Genomic DNA, 17,568 nt, shown 5'->3' on the forward strand with positions numbered 1-17,568 from the left:
GCGCCGGCAGCGCCTCGGCGCGCGTCCTATATTGGTCAGACTTGCCACCGCGCCCCGGGTGCGCGACAGGGCTTGAAACCGGGCGGGGGCGTCGCCAACTACGGTCCTGACATATTCACGGAAGCCACCATGGAACAGTATCACGGCACTACCATCGTAAGCGTCCGCCGCGGCAATCAGGTCGCGCTGGGCGGTGATGGGCAGGTCACGCTTGGCAATATCGTGATGAAAGGCACCGCGCGCAAGGTGCGCCGCATCTACAACGGCAAGGTACTGGTCGGGTTTGCCGGCAGCACCGCCGACGCCTTCTCGCTGCTGGACCGCTTCGAGGCCAAGCTGGAGAAATACCAGGGCAACCTGACGCGCGCCGCGGTCGACCTGGCCAAGGACTGGCGCTCGGACCGCGCGCTGCGCCGGCTCGAGGCCATGCTGATCACCGCCGACCGCGGCACCACGCTGGTCATCACCGGCAACGGCGACGTGCTCGACCCCGAAGGCGGCATCGCCGCGATCGGCTCGGGCGGCGCGTATGCGCAGTCGGCGGCCAAGGCGCTGGTGGAAAACACCGAGATGGCGCCGAAGGACGTGGTCGAGAAGGCGCTGACCATCGCCGGCGAACTCTGCATCTACACCAACACCAATTTCGTCATCGAGACGCTGGAATAAGCCGCTGGAACACGCGGGTGCCGGCCATCGGGCTGCGCGCCCCTGCGCCCCCTGCGTCCCAACTGAACGGATACCATGTCGCACACCATGACCCCGTCGGAAATCGTTTCCGAACTCGACAAGCACATCATCGGCCAGAACAAGGCCAAGAAGGCCGTGGCGGTGGCGCTGCGCAACCGCTGGCGCCGCCAGCAGGTGGCCGAGCCCCTGCGCCAGGAAATCACCCCCAAGAACATCCTGATGATCGGGCCGACCGGCGTCGGCAAGACCGAGATCGCGCGCCGCCTGGCCAAGCTGGCCGACGCGCCCTTCATCAAGATCGAGGCGACCAAGTTCACCGAGGTGGGCTACGTGGGCCGCGACGTCGACACCATCGTGCGTGACCTGGCCGAGATGGCGATCAAGCAGACGCGCGAGTCCGAGATGAAGAAGGTGCGCACCAAGGCCGAGGACGCCGCCGAGGACCGCCTGCTCGACGTGCTGCTGCCGCCGCCGCGCGATATCGGTTTCTCGCAGCCGGAAGAGAAGGATTCCAACACGCGCCAGGTGTTCCGCAAGAAGCTGCGCGAAGGCCAGCTCGACGACAAGGACATCGAGCTCGAGGTCTCCGCCGGCATGCCCAGCATGGACATCATGGGCCCGCCGGGCATGGAAGACATGACCGAACAGATCCGCACCATGTTTGCCGGCCTGGGCCAGGGCAAGAAGGCGCGCCGCAAGATGAAGGTCAAGGAAGCCTTCAAGCTGCTGATCGACGAAGAGGCCGCCAAGCTGGTCAACGACGAGGAGCTCAAGCACAAGGCCATCGCCAATGTCGAGCAGAACGGCATCGTGTTCCTGGACGAGATCGACAAGATCGCCAGCCGTAGCGATATCGGCGGCGGCGAGGTCTCGCGCCAGGGCGTGCAGCGCGACCTGCTGCCGCTGGTCGAGGGCACTACGGTGAACACCAAGTACGGGATGATCAAGACCGACCACATCCTGTTCATCGCCTCGGGCGCGTTCCACCTGTCCAAGCCGAGCGACCTGATCCCCGAGCTGCAGGGCCGCTTCCCGATCCGCGTGGAACTCGAATCGCTGTCGGTCCAGGATTTCGAGGCCATCCTGACGCAGACCGATGCCAGCCTGACCAAGCAGTACCAGGCCCTGCTGAACACGGAAGAGGTCAGCCTGGTGTTCGCGCCGGACGGCATCCGCCGGCTTGCCGAGATTGCGTTCTCGGTCAACGAGAAGGTCGAGAATATCGGCGCGCGCCGGCTCTATACGGTGATGGAGCGCCTGCTCGAGGACCTGTCATTCCACGCCACCAAGTCGTCGGGCGAAACCGTGACGATCGATGCGGCGTATGTGGAAGAGCGGCTGGGCGACCTGGCCGGCAACGAGGATCTGTCGCGCTACGTGCTGTAAGGCCCGCAGCCACCCAAACGGAAGGCGCACCGCGGTGCGCCTTTTTCATGTCCGTGCGTTTCCACCTGCCACAGCCCGGTAATCCTCGTAAGCATTGGTAAGCCCGCTGGCCGGCGTTGCCGTGCGATGCGACCCTTGCGCACCTTGACGGTCGATTGACCGGTGCGGGAGCCACCGCATCCCCCTCAACCCACTGGCAGGAGAAATCACATGGTCCATTACAAGACCCGCCGGGTGGTGCTGGCCACGGGCGGCCTGCTGGCCGCGCTGGCGGCCGCCACGGCCTTCCTTTGCGTCCGTCCGGCGATCCCGGCTGCCGCAGCCGCGCAGTCGGGCACCATTGGCGCGGCGGCTGCTGCGGCGGCGACGCTGGCACTGGATTCGGGCGCGCTGTTCACGCTGGCGGATCGCCATGCCGGCGACGCCATGCGCATCGCCGACAGCGGCACGCCGCCGGACGGTGCCGAGGGCCTGGACTGGGACTACGTCCAGCTGCGCCTGTAAGGCGCCGCCACGCCAGGCAAAAGGCCGCGCTCGTGCGCGGCCTTTTGCTTGGCCGGAGTTCTTTCAGTGCCTTCAGCGTGATACCGGCCGCTTGCCCAGCTTGCGCTGCAAGGTGCGCCGGTGCATGTTCAGCGCCCGCGCGGTGGCCGAGATATTGCCGCCATGCTCGGCCAGCACGCGCTGGATATGTTCCCATTCCAGCCGTGCCACCGACAGCGGCACGGGCTCTTCCAGCGCCGCCTGCGCCGCGTCTTCCGATACGCCCGCAGTCAGCGCGGTCAGGATCGAATCGACATTGGCGGGCTTGGCCAGGTATTCGTCCGCGCCTTGCTTGACCGCCGCCACCGCGGTGGCGATGCTGGCGTAGCCGGTCAGGATCAGGATGCGCGCGTCGGGCAGGGCCTGGCGCAGCGGCGCCACCAGCTGCAGCCCGGACTCGGCGGGCGCGGTGCTGCCGGCCTCGGGCGGCGGCTCCAGGTGCAGGTCCAGCGTGACGTAGGCAAAGTCGGTGCGCGCCGCCAGCGCCAGCGCGGCGCGGCCGTCATGCGCCACCGCCACGGCATAGCCGCGGCGCATCAGCGCGCGCGCCAGCGTGCCGGCAAAGACTTCGTCGTCGTCGATCACCAGGAAGGGCGTGCCGGCCGGTGCGGTGGCCTCGGGTACCGGGGTAAGGGTATCGGTCATGGGGTGGAGGGCATGGTGGCGGCAGCCGCCGCTGCGGAAAGCGTGAAGAGCGCGGGCAGGCGCAGTTCGGCGACGGTGCCGCCGCCGGGACGGTCATGCCAGGCCAGTTCGCCGCCCATCTGCCGGGCGGCGCTTTGCGCCAGGTACAGCCCGATGCCTTGGCCGCCGTGCGGGCTGGCCACCGGGGTTTCGCCAAGCTGGCCGCGCAGCGCTTCGGGGATGCCGTCGCCCTGGTCGGCGACGCGGAACGACAGCCACGGCGCGGTATTGCCCGGCGCCATGGCGATCTGCAGCTGCAGCGGCCGCGCGCCGCGCCCGGCGGCCTGCTGGCTGCGCGCGGCGTTGTCCAGCAGGATGGTCAGGATCTGGCCGACGCGCGCGGTTTCCACCGCTTGCGCGCCTGCGCCCGGCGTGGCCACGGCCTGCAGGCTGGCATTGGGATGGCGCAGCTGCCAGCGCTCGGCAAAGGCGGGCAGCCAGCCGTCGATGCGCTGCGGCGCCAGCGTGGCCGGATCTTCGCGCAGCCGCGCCAGCGTCGAACGGCACAGCGCCAGCTGCTGCTCCATGGTCTGCAGGTCGGGCAGATAACCGCTGATGGTGGCGGCGCCGCGGCCCGGGTCGGAGGCATCGGCGCGCAGCTCGCCGGCAATCACCGCCAGCGTGGCCAGCGGCGTGCCGATCTCGTGCGCGACCGCGGCGGCCTGGCCGTTCAGGTCTTCGACGCGCGCTTCGCGCAGCAGCTGCTCGCGCGCCAGGTTCAGCTGCGCCTCGCGCTGGCGCAGCACCCCGGACAGGCGCGCCACGAACAGCGCGATCATCACCGCGCTGGCGACAAAATTCAGCCACATGCCGGCCAGGTGATAGTTCACCGCGTTGTCCGGGTTGTGCAGGTCCAGCGGCACGTATTCGATCAGCAGCACCGTATAGCAGGCCAACGCATACAGCGCCAGCGCAATCACCTGGCGCCACGGCAGGATCGCCGCGGCGATGGCCAGCCCCGGCAGGTAGAACGAGACGAACGGGTTGGTCGCGCCGCCGGTATAGAACAGGATCGCCGACAGCGCGGTAAGGTCCACCAGCAACTGGCCCATCAGTTCGGCTTCGCCGGGCGCGCTGTTGCGCCGCGTGTGCTGGCGCAGCCGCAGGCCGGTGAGCAGGTTGAACAGCGCCTGCAGGCCCAGCACCACCAGCAGCGGCGCGTAAGGCAGGCGGATGCCGGCAATCGGCTCGCACACCAGCACGGTCAGCGCCTGCCCGCCGAGCAGCGCCCAGCGCAGCCAGAACAGCCGGCGCAGCGTCACCTGCCCATGGCGTGCCGAACTGGCGGCCGGCAGGGGCGACAGGAAGGGGAAGTCAGGCAAGCGGGGCACGGCTGCGGCGGGGCTCATGGCGCGAGTGTATCAATGCCGCCGCGGGGCGCCGGCGCGTGCGACACCTTGCCGCATTGGCGTGCCGGAGCGCCGGCTGCCAGACTGGCCGGTTGCGTGGTCGATCGTGCGCGCCTGGTGGCCATGCCGGGCGCAGGCAGTGCGGTCCCTGCCATGGTCTAATGTCTGCTTTCAGGAGAGCCTTTGATGCAAGCCAAATTCCGCCCGGCCACGCTGGCCGCACCCTTCGCCCTGGCTGCCGCGCTGGCATCGGGCGCCGCGTTGGCCCAGGTCGATGTCAGCAATGCCTGGGTGCGCGGCACGGTGCCGACCCAGACCGCTTCCGGCGCCTTCATGGTGCTGCACGCGCACGAGAACGCGAAGCTGGTCGGCGTCTCGTCGCCGGTGGGGGTGGCCGAGCTGCACGAGATGAAGATGGAGGGCAACGTGATGCGCATGCGCCAGGTCAAGTCGCTGGACCTGCCCAAAATGCAGAACGTCGAACTGAAGCCGGGCGGCTACCACGTGATGCTGATGGACCTGAAAGGGCAGCTCAAGCCCGGCGATACCGTGCCCATCACGCTGAAGATCGAGCAGGGCGGCAAGGTGGTCGAACAGAAGGTCACGGCCGAAGTGCGCAGCATGGTGCCGGCCGCCGCCAGCGGTGCGCACGCTGGCCACGGCGACCACATGCACTGACCGGCGCTCCGCCCGGACCGGGCGGCCACAACTCGACAACATGGCCAACAAGCAGCACGGCACCCGCCAGAAGATGGTGTTCCGCGGCGACACGCGGCCTGCCAGGCCGCCTGCCGTGCCAGCGCAACGTCGCGATGCCCGGCCCCCGGCGCCAGCCAAAGCGCCCGGGCGCCGTCAGCCGCGCAAGCTGATCGGCTCTTCCGATTCCTGAGCGGCGGCCGCGGCCAGCACGCGTTCGCGCAGCCACGCGTGGGCGGGATCGGCCTCGGTGCGCTCGTGCCAGATCATGCTGAAGGTGAAATCGTCCAGCGCGAACGGCGGCGCGAACACGGCATAGCGCGGGTCGTCTTCCAGCGCGGCCAGGCTGCGCCGCGCCGTGGTCAGCACCAGGTTGGTCCCGGCGATCAGCGCCGGCGCCACGCTCCAGTGCGGCACCACGCAGGCGATCTTGCGCCGCCCGCCCAGCTTTGCCACGGCGGTGTCGATCGCGTCCATGCGCTCGCTGTGCGTGGCTACCAGCACGTGCGAGCGCGCCAGGTAGGCCACCTGGTCGAGCCGGCCGCTGTCGCGCACGGTGGCAGCGTCCACCGCGCAGGCATAGCTTTCGCGGAATAGTTCGGCCGACTGCACGCCTTCTGGCTGGTGGCTGAACACCCCCAGCGCCATGTCGATCTCGCCATCGGCGACCTGCGCCGTCATGCCTTCGCGGCTGGCTTGCGACACCACCAGGTCGATATTGGGCGCGGCCTTGCGCACCGCGCGCAGCAGCCGCGGCAGCACCACCAGCGCGCCGTAATCGGACATCGCCAGGCGGAAGGTGCGCCGCGCGGTGGCCGGCTGGAAGCCGCTTGGCCCCAGCAGGATGCGCACCTGCGCCAGCGCCTCCGCCAGCGGGCCGGACAGCTCGTGCGCGCGCGCACTCAGCACCAGCCCGCCCTTGCCGCGTACCAGGATGGGATCGTCGAGCAGCTGCCGCAGGCGCCCCAGCGCATGGCTGACCGCGGGCTGGCTCAGGTGCAACCGCAGCGCGGCGCGTGAGATATGGCGCTCCGCCAGCAGCGCTTCCAGCACCACCAGCAGGTTGAGGTCGATTCCGCGTAGGCTATTCATTCGGCGAATATTAAACGTACGAAAGCAGAATTGGAAATTCGCAAAGCGATATTTCAAACTGCTGGCATCGCATCTTGCCCGATGGAGCGCGCCATGTCAGGTATCTCGTTGCCGTTTTCGATCCCGGTTTCCCTTTGGCTGCCGCTTGGCACCGCCGTGCTGGCCGGTGCTGCGATCCCGTTTCAGGCCGGGGCGAACGCCACGTTGGGGCGCACGCTCGGGCATCCGCTGTCGGCCACGCTGGTGTCGCTGCTGGTCAGCCTGCTGGCGCTGCTGCCCGTGCTGTGGCTGATGCGGGTACCGCTGCCGGCCCCGGCAGCGCTGGCGCGTGCGCCGGCCTGGCTCTGGAGCGGCGGGGTGCTGGGGGTGTTCTATATCTCGGCCGCGCTGATCATGGCGCCCAGGCTGGGCGCTGCCGGCTTCATTGCCGCGGTGGTGGCCGGGCAGGTGCTGGCCGCGCTGCTAGTGGACCAGTTCGGCCTGGCCGGGTTTGCGGTGCGCGCGCTCACGCCGGCGCGGCTGGCCGGCGCCGCGCTGATCGTGGCCGGGATGCTGGCGATGCAGTGGGACAACGGCGCGGCCTCCGCGCCGGCGCGTCAGCCGGCCGCCGGATCGGGCACGGAAGCGGGTGCGGAATCCGGCGTCTGATCCGCCCGCCGCAGCGCCAGGCAGGCCGGGCACAGGCAGTGCTGGCCGGGCACAATCTGCCGCGAAGGCAGCAGCGGCTGGCTGGCGCACCAGCACGCCGGCAGCCCCGCTACGTAGCCGCAGACAAAGCCGGCGCCGCAGCGGCTGCAATGTTCGACGGGCCGCAACTGGCCGGTCAGCACCGCGCGGGCGTCGCTCACGGCCGCCTCCGCTGCGCTGGCGCGACGGCGCGGGTCCGGTAGGGCAGGCGGCGGATGGCTGCGGACATGATGGCAAGGATTCGGGAACACTGCGCCGCGGCGCGGGCCAAATGGCTGAGTAGGTGGACTGAGCGGGCAGTGCGCTTGTTGCATGGACGGAACGCCCTGGTGCCCCGCAGGCCGCTTGCAGCCGGTTCACCGCGCCACCTTGGGCCGGCGCGCTCGCGCCCCGCGCGGTTTCTTGTAAAATCGGCGCCTGCCGTGGCCGGATGGCGCACTTTCGGGCGATCCCCGTGGGCGCTCCGTCGGGCTTCCCCCCGGGGACGCGGCCGCTTAGCCATCATACCTGTTGATTCTCACGGATGTCCCCCATGAACGCCGACAACCCCGGGCCTGCCGCAACCACGGTGGCCGCCATTGCTCCCGCGCTGAAAGCCGAGATTCTCGCCGAGGCCCTGCCGTATATCCGCAAGTTCCACGGCAAGACCATCGTGGTCAAGTACGGCGGCAATGCCATGACCGAAGAGAAGCTCAAGCACGGCTTCGCGCGCGACGTGATCCTGCTCAAGCTGGTCGGCATGAACCCGGTGGTGGTGCACGGCGGCGGCCCGCAGATCGACGAGGCGCTGAAGAAGGTCGGCAAGGTCGGCACCTTCGTGCAGGGCATGCGCGTCACCGACGAAGAGACCATGGAAGTGGTCGAGTGGGTGCTCGGCGGTGAAGTCCAGCAGGACATCGTGATGCTGATCAACCAGTACGGTGGCCAGGCGGTGGGCCTGACCGGCAAGGACGGCGGCCTGATCCGCGCCAAGCGCCTGCAGATGCCCGACCGCGAGAACCCCGGCGCGTTCATCGATATCGGCTATGTCGGCGACATCGAGGCGATCAACCCGGCGGTGGTCAAGGCGCTGCAGGACGACGCCTTCATCCCGGTGATCTCGCCGATCGGCTTCTCCGACGACGGCCAGGCGTACAACATCAACGCCGACGTGGTCGCCGGCAAGATGGCCGAGATCCTGAAGGCCGAGAAGCTGGTGATGATGACCAACATCCCGGGCGTGATGGACAAGAAGGGCAACCTGCTGACCGACCTGTCCGCGCGCGAGATCGAAGAACTGTTCGCCGACGGCACCATCTCGGGCGGCATGCTGCCGAAAATCTCGTCGGCGCTGGACGCGGCCAAGAGCGGCGTGCATTCGGTGCACATCATCGACGGCCGCATCGAGCATTCGCTGCTGCTGGAAATCCTGACCGAGCAGGCCTTCGGCACCATGATCCGCTCGCACTGAGCGGAACCCCGGGGCGGCCCCGGCCACGGCCGCCCGTCCCGGCATATCCCACTACCTCCGAGTTGCCCGGCGTGCCTTCCAGTCTTCCCTCACCGCGCCGTGTCCGCGCTCGCCTCCGCCGCCGCCCCGCGGGCGATACCTCGGGCGGCACGGTCTGGCTGTTCGATCTCGACAATACGCTGCACGACGCCTCGCACGCGATCTTCCCGGCGATCAACCGGCAGATGACCGCCTACGTGGCGCGCGTGCTCGGCTGCGACGAGGCCACCGCCAGCCGCGTGCGCGTGGACTACTGGCAGCGCTACGGCGCCACGCTGCTCGGCATGATCCGGCACCACGGGGTGGACCCGGCCGACTTCCTGCGCGCCGCGCACGAATTCCCCGAACTGGCCGACATGGTGCGGGTGCGGCGCGGCCTGGCCGCGCACCTGCGGCGCCTGCCCGGGCGCAAGATCCTGGTCACCAACGCGCCGCAGGACTATGCGCGCGCGGTGCTCGAGATCGCCGGCATCCGCCATTGCTTCGAGCGCGTGGTGGCGATCGAGCAGATGTGGGTGCATGGCCACCTGCGGCCCAAGCCGGACCGCCGCATGCTGCGCCGGCTGCTGGCGCAGGCGCGCATCGCGCCGCATCGCGCGGTGCTGGTCGAAGACACCGTGTCGCATCTCAAGCGCTATGCCGGCACCGGCATCCGCACCGCGTGGGTGACCGGCTACCTGCGCACGCTCGCGCCATCGCGCCCGCACGCGGTGCCCGCCGCGGCCGCTGCCGCCCATGACGACGGCAGTCGGCGCGACGCCGCGGTACGCTCGACGCTGGAAGCCGAGGACCGCCGCCATGCCGGCCACGCGGTGCAGGAGCGCTCGGTCACGCTGGTGGCCGCCGAGACCCAGGCGCCGCAGGCGCAGCCCGACAACGTGCCGCGCGTGCGCGCCCGCGTGCCGAACCGGCCGGCCTATGTGGACATAAAAGTACAATCGATGCATCAACTCCAACGACGAATGCGGAGAACCGGGTCATGACGCAAAGCAACGGGCGCGAACCAGAGGCCGTCATCACAGGCAGCGAGCACGAGGCCGACCAGCAGCCGGCCGCGCCGGCGCGCAAGCGTCCGCGCCCGGGCGAGCGCCGCGTGCAGATCCTGCAGACGCTGGCCACCATGCTGGAGCACCCGCGCGGGGAGAAGATCACCACCGCGGCGCTGGCCGCGCGGCTGAGCGTGTCCGAGGCGGCGCTGTACCGGCATTTCGCCAGCAAGGCGCAGATGTACGAAGGGCTGATCGGTTTTATCGAGCAGACCGTGTTCGGCCTGATCAACCAGATCACCGACAAGGAAGAGCACGGCCTGCGCCAGGCGCACGCGATCGTGCGCATGCTGCTGTCGTTCGCGGAAAAGAACCCGGGCATGACGCGCGTGCTGACCGGCGAGGCGCTGGTGGGCGAGCACGAACGGCTGCAGGAGCGCATCAACCAGCTGGTGGACCGCATCGAGGCCTCGCTGCGCCAGTGCCTGAAGGTGGCGGTGACGCAAGCCGCGTTCCCCGCGGATGCCGATATCCCCGCGCGCGCCGCGCTGGTCATGGCGGCGGTGCAGGGCCAGTGGCAGCGCTATGCCAAGAGCGGCTTCCGCAAGTCGCCATCGGACCATGCCGAGGCGCATTTGCGCGTGCTGCTGGGCTGAATGCAACCGGCCGGGCCGATTGCTCTATAATTGCCCGGTCGCGCCGATTTGATGACTGGCTTGCGGGCGCGCGGCAGCTACGGGACCAAGGTCCACGGCTTGCCACTATAAATGCGGCTAAAGAGGTTGGGTCGGCGCCCCATGCCACCACGGCAGTGGATGGCGCCGGCACGCGGAATCCCGCAAGGAATCCAGCGAATCCCGACTTGGCTGCGACGCTTCATACGCAAATGCCGGTCGGGTTTTTTTATGCCCGTTCGCCACGGGCCGGATTCCATGACTGATGTCGCCCTGCCGACCGCCGCGCCCGCCGCGTTCGACCTGCCGCCCGATTCCGTCGGCGTGGTCGCGCCGCAGCGCATGCACTTTGCCGAGCCGCTGAAGCTGCGCAACGGCTCGTCCCTTGCGGGCTACGACCTGATGGTCGAGACCTACGGCACGCTCAACGCGGACCGCTCCAACGCGGTGCTGGTCTGCCACGCGCTGAACGCCTCGCACCATGTGGCCGGGGTCTATGCCGAAGACCCGCGCGACGTGGGCTGGTGGGACAACATGGTCGGGCCCGGCAAGCCGCTCGACACCAACCGCTTCTTCGTCATCGGCGTGAACAACCTGGGCTCGTGCTTCGGCTCGACCGGGCCGATGAGCCCGAACCCGGCCACCGGCGCGCCCTATGGCGCGGCGTTCCCGGTGGTGACGGTGGAAGACTGGGTCAATGCGCAGGCGCGCGTGGCCGACGCCTTCGGTATCGCGCAGTTCGCCGCGGTGATGGGCGGCAGCCTGGGCGGCATGCAGGCGGTGGCCTGGAGCCTGATGTACCCGGACCGCCTGCGCCACTGCATCGTGATCGCGTCCACGCCCAAGCTGTCGGCACAGAACATCGCCTTCAACGAAGTCGCGCGCAGCGCGATCCTGTCGGATCCGGACTTCCACGGCGGCAACTACTACGCGCATGGCGTCAAGCCCAAGCGCGGCCTGCGCGTGGCGCGCATGATCGGCCATATCACCTACCTGTCGGACGAGGACATGGCCGAGAAATTCGGCCGTGAGCTCAAGAGCGAGGACATCCGCTTTTCGTTCGACGTCGAGTTCCAGGTGGAGAGCTACCTGCGCTACCAGGGCGACAAGTTCGCGGAATACTTCGACGCCAACACCTACCTGCTGATCACGCGCGCGCTCGATTACTTCGATCCGGCGCTGGCCCACGGCGGCGACCTCACGCGCGCGATGGCGCAGACCAAGGCCAGCTTCCTGGTGGCCAGCTTCGGCACTGACTGGCGCTTCGCGCCCAGCCGCAGCCGCGAACTGGTCAAGGCGCTGCTGGACAACAAGCGCCCGGTTTCGTACGCGGAGATCGACGCGCCGCACGGCCACGACGCCTTCCTGCTCGACGACCCGCGCTATCACAACCTGATGCGCGCCTATTACGACCGCATCGCCCAGGAGATCGGCGCATGAACGCCCTGGCCAATCCCAATATCCTGGCGCTGCGCCCCGACTTCCGCGCCATCGCGCGCTGGATCGAACCCAATTCCACCGTGCTCGACCTGGGCTGCGGCGACGGCAGCCTGCTGCGCGTGCTGCAGGACGAGCTCGACGTGCAGGCCTACGGCATCGAAATCCGCGATGAAGGGGTGCTGGCCTGCGCGCAGAAGGGCGTGCATGTGATCCAGCAGAACCTGGAAGGCGGCCTGGCGCTGTTCGAGGACAAGAGCTTCGACACGGTGATCCTGTCGCAGACGCTGCAGACCATCCACAACACCGCGCAGGTGCTGCGCGACACGCTGCGGGTGGGGCGCGAGTGCATCGTGTCGTTCCCGAACTTCGGCTACTGGCCGCACCGGCTGTCGGTGTTCCGCGGCCGCATGCCGGTGTCGGAGTCGCTGCCTTACCAGTGGTACAACACCCCCAACGTGCGCGTGCTGACCATCAGCGATTTCGAGGCCCTCGCGCCCAAGGTCGGCCTGCGCGTGATCGACCGCGTCGTGATGCACGAGGGCGTGACGGTCAACTGGGGCGGCAACTGGCGCGGCAGCCTGGCGGTGTACCGGGTCTGCGCGGCCTGAGGCCTCAGCGCGGCGTGTCGCCGGCGGTGCCGGCCAGGTGGTCGACAAAGGCGCGCACCTTGGGCGCTACATGCCGTGTGGGCGTATAGACCGCGTAGGCCGTGCCGATGTAGGGCTCGAGGATGTCCCAGTCGGCCAGCACGGTGACGACCCGGCCCTGCTCCAGCGCATCGCCGAGGGAGAAATCCGGCACCAGGCCGATGCCGGCGTCGCGTTCCACCATGCTCATGATCGCCAGGCTGTTGTTCAGCGTCAGGCGCGGCGGGATGCGCACCTCGACCTTGTCGCCGCCGGCCTGGTGGCGCAGGGTCCAGCGTTCGCCGAAATTGCCGTAGCCCAGGTACAGGCAGCGCGCCGCCGGCAGGTCGGCCGGCGTGGCCGGCGCGCCATGGCGCGCCAGGTAAGCAGGGGAGGCCACCAGCCGGTAGCGCACCTCGCGCAGCGGGCGCGCCGCCAGCCCCGGGTCCAATTCGCGGGCGATGCGCACGGCCACGTCCAGGCCCTCTTCCACGAGGTCGACCATGCGGTCGGCCAGGGTCAGCTGCAGGTCCAGCCCGGGGTACTTCGCCAGCAACGGCGGCAGCCGCGGCGCCAGCCACGCTTGGCCGAACGAGACCGGCGCGCTCACGCGCAGCACGCCTTGCGGCGCGCCGCCATGCTCGCCGGCCAGCGCGGTGACCTCGCGCGCGGCGGCGGTCAGGCGCGCGCAGGCGGCGTAGACCGACTGCCCCAGCTCGGTCAGCGCAAATGCGCGCGTGGTCCGCTGCAGCAGGCTCGCGCCGAGCCTGGCCTCCAATCGCGAGACATGGCGGCTGACCGCCGACGGGGTCATGCCAAGGTCTTGCGCGGCAGCCGAGAAGCTGCCGCACTCGACCACGCGGGCAAATACCGCCATCGCATTGAGTGGTGCATCCATCATGCCGAATCCCCCGTCTTTGACCTGTAGTCAAATACTAATTGAGCCACGACTACATTGTTGACATGAGCGACGAGTGAAACAATGCGGGCATTCGCTAGACCGGAGTTCTTCATGCCTTCGCAACAACCCCTGCCCGGCGGCGCCTGGCGCATGGTCGCGGCCATGGTGCTGTCCGGCACCATCGGCTGGTTCGTGGTCACCAGCGGCCAGCCGCCGCTCGATGTGGTGTTCTTCCGCTGCCTGTTCGGCGGCCTCGCGCTGCTCGGCGCGCTGACCTTGCAGCGTGGCTGGGTGCGCATGAGCCGCGTCCAGCTGGGCTGGCTGGCGCTGGGCGGCATCACGCTGGTACTCAACTGGCTGGCGCTGTTCTCGGCGTATGGGTACAGCGGCATCGCCATTGCCACGGTGGTCTACCACACCCAGCCGTTCTTCCTGCTGCTGCTGACGTCGGTGCTGCAGCGCGAGCCGTTCCCGTTTGCCCGCCTGCCCTGGCTGGTGCTGGCCTTTGCCGGCGTCATGCTGATTACCGGGCTGGAGCACGGCGCCAGCGGCGCGTCGATGCTCGCCGGTATCGGCCTGGGGTTGCTCGCGGCTCTGCTGTACGCTGTGACGACCCTCGCCACGCGGCGGCTGCAGGCCATCCCGCCAGGCCAGATCGCGGGGCTGCAGATGGTGCTGGGCGTGCTGATGCTGGCGCCGCTGGCGCATCCGGCGGCGGGCAGCTATGGCGCCGGCACCTGGGCCGCGCTGCTGGCGCTCGGACTGGTGCATACCGGCGTGATGTACACGCTGCTGTATGGCGCTTTCCAGCGGCTTTCGGTGCTGTCGATCGCCACGCTCTCGTTCATCTATCCGCTGGTGGCGATCGTCATCGACGTGATGGTCTTCGGCGTGGTGCTGGGGCCGCTGCAGGTGGCCGGCATGGCGCTGGTGTTGCTGGGCGTGGTCGCCAACCAGCTTGGCTGGGCGCTGCCCTTGCGGCGCCGGGTGCGGAGTTGATGCGGCGGCGTGCAAAGGCGGGAAGACTGTCACTTGACCGCAATGCTGACTACGGTTAGTGTAGGCAGCTAAAGCGAACGATCGTTCGATTCCACGACACACATCTTCCTGCATCCGCCATGTCCACTGCGCCCCAGACCCCCGCGGCCCCCGCCGCCAGCCCGCTCCATCCCTTCGACGACGCACTGGCACTGACGCCGGCCGGCGAACACCGCTTCCAGGGGCGCACCACGCCGGCGTACTGGAACATGATCGGCCCGTTCGGCGGCATTACGGCCGCCACGCTGCTGCAGGCGGCGATGAACCATCCGCAGCGCCTGGGCGAGCCGGTCTCGCTGACGGTCAACTTTGCCGGCCCGATCGCCGAAGGCCCGTTCGAGATCGAGGCGCGCCCGGTGCGCACCAACCGCTCGACCCAGCACTGGACACTGGAACTGCGCCAGGGCGATGCCGTTGCCACCACCGCGACCGCGATGTTTGCCGTGCGGCGCGAGACCTGGGCCTGTGGCGAAGCCGTGATGCCGGCGGTGCCGGCCGCCGAGACGCTGCCGGGCATGGGCGGGTTTGCGCCGGTGCGCTGGCTCAAGTCCTACGACATGCGTCCGGTGCGCGGCGCGAAGCCGAACGCCGAGGCGGGCACCGAGCATCCGGACAGCCTGACCCAGTTCTGGCTGCGCGATGCGCCGGCGCGCACGCCGGACTTTGCCGCGGTGGCGGCGTGGGCCGACAGCTTCTACCCGCGCATCTTCCTCAAGCGCGCGGGTTTCGTGCCGGCCGGCACGGTTTCGATGACCACGTATTTCCATGCGGACGCGGCCACGCTGGCCGCGCTGGGCGACAGCCATGTGCTGGCCAGCGCGCAGGCGCAGGTGTTCCGGCAGGGCTTCTTCGACCAGCGCGCGCAGCTGTGGAGCGCAGCGGGCGAACTGATCGCCAGCTCGCACCAGATCGTCTACTACAAGGAATAGAGGAAGCGGCCGGGCGCCCGCTCAGGCGACCGCTTCGCGCGCCTGGGCCTCGTAGCGGTGCACGGTGTGGCGCATGGCCCAGAGCAGCATCACGCCGGGCAGCGCCACCACCACGGTGCCCAGATAGAACGGCGCCCAGCCCCAGGCCTCGACCATATAGCCGGACGTCGGCCCGACGTAGACCCGGCCCACCGACGCCAGCGCCGACAGCAGCGCGTACTGCGTGGCCGAGAACGAGCGGTTGCACAGCGTCATCAGCAGCGCGACGAAGGCCGCGGTGCCCATGCCCCCGCACAGGTTCTCGACCGCAATGGTCGCGCCCATGGTCCACAGGTGCGGCGGTGTCACCGCCAGGATCCAGTAGCCGAGGTTCGACACCGCCTGCAGCACGCCGAACAGCATCAATGAGCGATACAGGCCGAGGCGCACCATCAGCGTGCCGCCGAACAGCGCGCCGATGATCGTCGCGGCCAGCCCCAGGGTCTTGTTGACGATGCCGACCTCACCCGCCGAGAAGCCGACGCCGCGGATCAGGAAGGTGGTCGACAGGCTGCCGGCAAAGGCGTCGCCAAGCTTGTACAGCACGATCAGCAGCAATAGCCACCATGCGCCCGGGCGCGCGAAGAAGTCGCGCAGCGGGCCCGTCACCGCCTCTTCCAGCGAGCGCGGCGCGCGCGCGGGCACATCGGGCTCCGGGGCCCACAGCAGCGTCAGCATGCCCACGCCCATCAGCGCCGCCATCAGCAGGTAGGTCTGCTGCCAGCCCAGCACGCGGTCGGCCAGCCACAGCGCCAGGCCGCCCGAGACCAGCATCGCCAGCCGGTAGCCCAGCACCTTGACCGCCGCGCCGGCGCCGCGCTCGGCCGGGCGCAGCACGTCGGTGCTGTAGGCGTCGAAGACGATGTCCTGCGAGGCCGACAGGAATGCCACCAGCGTGGCCAGCGCCGCGAGCGTCCACAGTGCCTGTTGCGGTGGGCAGAACGCCATGCCGGCGATGCCCAGCACCAGCCCGGCCTGCGTCAGCAGCAGCCAGCCGCGCCGGCGCCCTAGCAGCGGCGGCGTGTAGCGGTCCATCAGCGGCGCCCACAGGAACTTGAAGATATAGGCCTGGCCGACCAGCGAGAAAAAGCCGATGGTCTTGAGATCCAGCCCTTCGACCGTCATCCATGCCTGCAAGGTGCCCGAGGTCAGCGCCAGCGGCAGCCCGGAGGCAAAGCCCAGCATCAGCATGGCGCCGATGCGGCGGTTGCGGAAGATATCGAGATAGGTCTGGAAATTCATGGATGGGGCGGCGGTGTGCCGCCCGCGCGGCTGCGCGGGCGCCGTGTATTATTGCACCACCGGTTTGCCCACTCTCCGATTGCGCCCAAGGAATCGCACATGCTTCGCCCCTCGCATGGTGTTCAGCGTCCTTCCAGACTGCGCCTGGCCCGCGCGTTGGTGCTGGCCGCGGCCGTGCTGCCGCTCGCCGGCAGCTTGCCGGCGCTGGCGCAGCCGCAGGACCCCGGTGCCGGCGGCATCCGGCTCAACCCCGGCGGCTCCGCAGTGCGCAACATCGTGCCGGCCGAGGTGATCGAGCAGCAGGCCGCGCAGGAGTACGAGCAGCTCAAGCAGGAGGCCATCGCCAAGCGCGCCCTCGCCGCCGACAACAATCCGCAGTTGATCCGCCTGCGCGCCATCGGCAAGCGCCTGCTGCCGCAGACCGCGCGCTGGAATGAGCGCGCGCGCCAGTGGCAGTGGGAAATCAACCTGATCGGCTCGAAGCAGGTCAATGCGTTCTGCATGCCGGGCGGCAAGATCGCGGTCTATACCGGGCTGCTCGACCAGCTCAAGCTGACCGATGACGAAGTCGCCATGGTGATGGGGCACGAGATCGCGCACGCGCTGCAGGAGCATGCGCGCGAGCGCGCCGCCAAGTCCGAGATCACCAACCTGGGCGCCAACGTGATCTCGCAGCTGTTCGGCTTCGGCAACCTCGGCAATATGGCGCTGGGCACGGGCGCGCACCTGCTGACGCTGCGTTTTTCACGCTCGGACGAGTCCGAAGCGGACCTGATCGGCATGGATGTGGCCGCGCGCGCCGGCTACGATCCGCGCGCGGCGGTGTCGCTATGGCAGAAGATGGGCAAGGTATCGCAGTCGGGCGCCGAGTTCCTGTCGACGCATCCGTCCGGGCGCAGCCGCATCGCTGACCTGGAAAGGCACATGCCCGAGGTGCTGCCGCTGTACGCGCGCGCCATCAATACCACCGTAGACAAGCTGCCGCCGTACCGCGCCAACATGACGGGCCTTGGCGATGCGCCGGTGGATGCCGGCGACGAAGACCGGCAAAAGCCGCTGAAGCGCTGAAGCCCGTTGCGG

General features: G+C 69.1%; 19 protein-coding genes. 13 read left to right on the plus strand and 6 right to left on the minus strand.

The genetic code is table 11. The features are described from left to right. Window positions 1–129 precede the first annotated feature (129 nt). The 3 genes from hslV to ACOCMH_RS17635 all read left to right on the plus strand — a co-directional run bounded on the left by hslV (window position 130) and on the right by ACOCMH_RS17635 (window position 2,577). Window positions 130–666 carry an ATP-dependent protease subunit HslV gene (hslV, locus tag ACOCMH_RS17625; protein WP_427312303.1) on the plus strand — a complete coding sequence of 179 codons (537 nt, stop codon included), beginning with the start codon at window positions 130–132 and terminating at the stop codon, window positions 664–666. 75 nt (window positions 667–741) lie between these two features. Beyond that, window positions 742–2,073 (plus strand): ATP-dependent protease ATPase subunit HslU, encoded by a 1,332-nt coding sequence (gene hslU / locus ACOCMH_RS17630; protein WP_171518139.1) that lies wholly within the window; start codon window positions 742–744, stop codon window positions 2,071–2,073. A 210-nt stretch (window positions 2,074–2,283) separates the two neighbouring features. Further along, complete coding sequence (locus tag ACOCMH_RS17635; RefSeq protein ID WP_427312304.1) at window positions 2,284–2,577, plus strand: hypothetical protein; 294 nt, start codon at window positions 2,284–2,286, stop codon at window positions 2,575–2,577. A 72-nt stretch (window positions 2,578–2,649) separates the two neighbouring features. Here ACOCMH_RS17635 and ACOCMH_RS17640 read toward each other — a convergent pair whose 3' ends face one another. Beyond that, window positions 2,650–3,261, minus strand: coding sequence for a response regulator transcription factor (locus ACOCMH_RS17640; RefSeq protein WP_427312305.1), 612 nt, complete (start codon window positions 3,259–3,261; stop codon window positions 2,650–2,652). Continuing rightward, window positions 3,258–4,649, minus strand: a complete 1,392-nt coding sequence (locus tag ACOCMH_RS17645) for an ATP-binding protein (protein WP_427312306.1) — start codon at window positions 4,647–4,649, stop codon at window positions 3,258–3,260. Before ACOCMH_RS17645 ends, ACOCMH_RS17640 begins: the two co-directional genes overlap by 4 nt. 186 nt (window positions 4,650–4,835) lie before the next feature. On the opposite strand from ACOCMH_RS17645, the gene ACOCMH_RS17650 reads away from it, so the two are divergent. Beyond that, complete coding sequence (locus tag ACOCMH_RS17650) at window positions 4,836–5,327, plus strand: copper chaperone PCu(A)C (protein ID WP_427312307.1); 492 nt, start codon at window positions 4,836–4,838, stop codon at window positions 5,325–5,327. A 174-nt stretch (window positions 5,328–5,501) separates the two neighbouring features. Here ACOCMH_RS17650 and ACOCMH_RS17655 read toward each other — a convergent pair whose 3' ends face one another. Further along, complete coding sequence (locus ACOCMH_RS17655; protein ID WP_427312308.1) at window positions 5,502–6,437, minus strand: LysR family transcriptional regulator; 936 nt, start codon at window positions 6,435–6,437, stop codon at window positions 5,502–5,504. A gap of 93 nt (window positions 6,438–6,530) precedes the next feature. Between ACOCMH_RS17655 and ACOCMH_RS17660 the strand changes: the two genes are divergently transcribed. Further along, complete coding sequence (locus ACOCMH_RS17660; protein WP_427312309.1) at window positions 6,531–7,085, plus strand: DMT family transporter; 555 nt, start codon at window positions 6,531–6,533, stop codon at window positions 7,083–7,085. Here ACOCMH_RS17660 and ACOCMH_RS17665 read toward each other — a convergent pair. Then, a complete protein-coding gene (locus ACOCMH_RS17665) occupies window positions 7,034–7,285 on the minus strand; it encodes a cysteine-rich CWC family protein (protein ID WP_427312310.1) in 252 nt (83 codons plus the stop codon). The two genes, ACOCMH_RS17660 and ACOCMH_RS17665, sit on opposite strands and share 52 nt — an antisense overlap. Window positions 7,286–7,656: 371 nt before the next feature. Between ACOCMH_RS17665 and argB the strand changes: the two genes are divergently transcribed. The 5 genes from argB to metW all read left to right on the plus strand — a co-directional run bounded on the left by argB (window position 7,657) and on the right by metW (window position 12,321). Beyond that, window positions 7,657–8,574 carry an acetylglutamate kinase gene (gene argB, locus ACOCMH_RS17670; protein WP_010813296.1) on the plus strand — a complete coding sequence of 306 codons (918 nt, stop codon included), beginning with the start codon at window positions 7,657–7,659 and terminating at the stop codon, window positions 8,572–8,574. A 71-nt stretch (window positions 8,575–8,645) separates the two neighbouring features. After that, a complete protein-coding gene (locus ACOCMH_RS17675) occupies window positions 8,646–9,596 on the plus strand; it encodes a pyrimidine 5'-nucleotidase (RefSeq protein WP_427312311.1) in 951 nt (316 codons plus the stop codon). Continuing rightward, window positions 9,593–10,255 carry a nucleoid occlusion factor SlmA gene (slmA, locus tag ACOCMH_RS17680; protein ID WP_427312312.1) on the plus strand — a complete coding sequence of 221 codons (663 nt, stop codon included), beginning with the start codon at window positions 9,593–9,595 and terminating at the stop codon, window positions 10,253–10,255. The genes ACOCMH_RS17675 and slmA overlap by 4 nt, the downstream gene beginning before the upstream one ends. Before the next feature lie 276 nt (window positions 10,256–10,531). After that, window positions 10,532–11,713 carry a homoserine O-succinyltransferase MetX gene (metX, locus tag ACOCMH_RS17685; protein WP_427312313.1) on the plus strand — a complete coding sequence of 394 codons (1,182 nt, stop codon included), beginning with the start codon at window positions 10,532–10,534 and terminating at the stop codon, window positions 11,711–11,713. Then, entirely contained in the window at window positions 11,710–12,321 is a 612-nt protein-coding gene (gene metW, locus ACOCMH_RS17690) for a methionine biosynthesis protein MetW (protein WP_013955295.1), read from the plus strand. Before metX ends, metW begins: the two co-directional genes overlap by 4 nt. Window positions 12,322–12,325: 4 nt before the next feature. On the opposite strand, the gene ACOCMH_RS17695 is transcribed toward metW, so the two are convergent. Further along, window positions 12,326–13,240 (minus strand): LysR family transcriptional regulator, encoded by a 915-nt coding sequence (locus ACOCMH_RS17695; RefSeq protein WP_427312314.1) that lies wholly within the window; start codon window positions 13,238–13,240, stop codon window positions 12,326–12,328. A 111-nt stretch (window positions 13,241–13,351) separates the two neighbouring features. On the opposite strand from ACOCMH_RS17695, the gene ACOCMH_RS17700 reads away from it, so the two are divergent. Beyond that, window positions 13,352–14,239 (plus strand): DMT family transporter, encoded by an 888-nt coding sequence (locus ACOCMH_RS17700; protein WP_427312315.1) that lies wholly within the window; start codon window positions 13,352–13,354, stop codon window positions 14,237–14,239. 119 nt (window positions 14,240–14,358) lie between these two features. Then, on the plus strand, window positions 14,359–15,207 hold the full coding sequence (locus tag ACOCMH_RS17705; RefSeq protein ID WP_427312316.1) for an acyl-CoA thioesterase: 849 nt from the start codon (window positions 14,359–14,361) through the stop codon (window positions 15,205–15,207). 21 nt (window positions 15,208–15,228) lie between these two features. On the opposite strand, the gene ACOCMH_RS17710 is transcribed toward ACOCMH_RS17705, so the two are convergent. Next, on the minus strand, window positions 15,229–16,488 hold the full coding sequence (locus ACOCMH_RS17710; RefSeq protein WP_427312317.1) for a muropeptide transporter: 1,260 nt from the start codon (window positions 16,486–16,488) through the stop codon (window positions 15,229–15,231). A gap of 99 nt (window positions 16,489–16,587) precedes the next feature. Here ACOCMH_RS17710 and ACOCMH_RS17715 point away from each other — a divergent pair, with 99 nt between their 5' ends. Continuing rightward, on the plus strand, window positions 16,588–17,556 hold the full coding sequence (locus ACOCMH_RS17715; RefSeq protein ID WP_427312318.1) for a M48 family metallopeptidase: 969 nt from the start codon (window positions 16,588–16,590) through the stop codon (window positions 17,554–17,556). Window positions 17,557–17,568 lie beyond the last annotated feature (12 nt).

Origin of the sequence: Cupriavidus sp. H39, assembly GCF_050271075.1 — a bacterium.
GTDB lineage: Bacteria > Pseudomonadota > Gammaproteobacteria > Burkholderiales > Burkholderiaceae > Cupriavidus > Cupriavidus necator_B.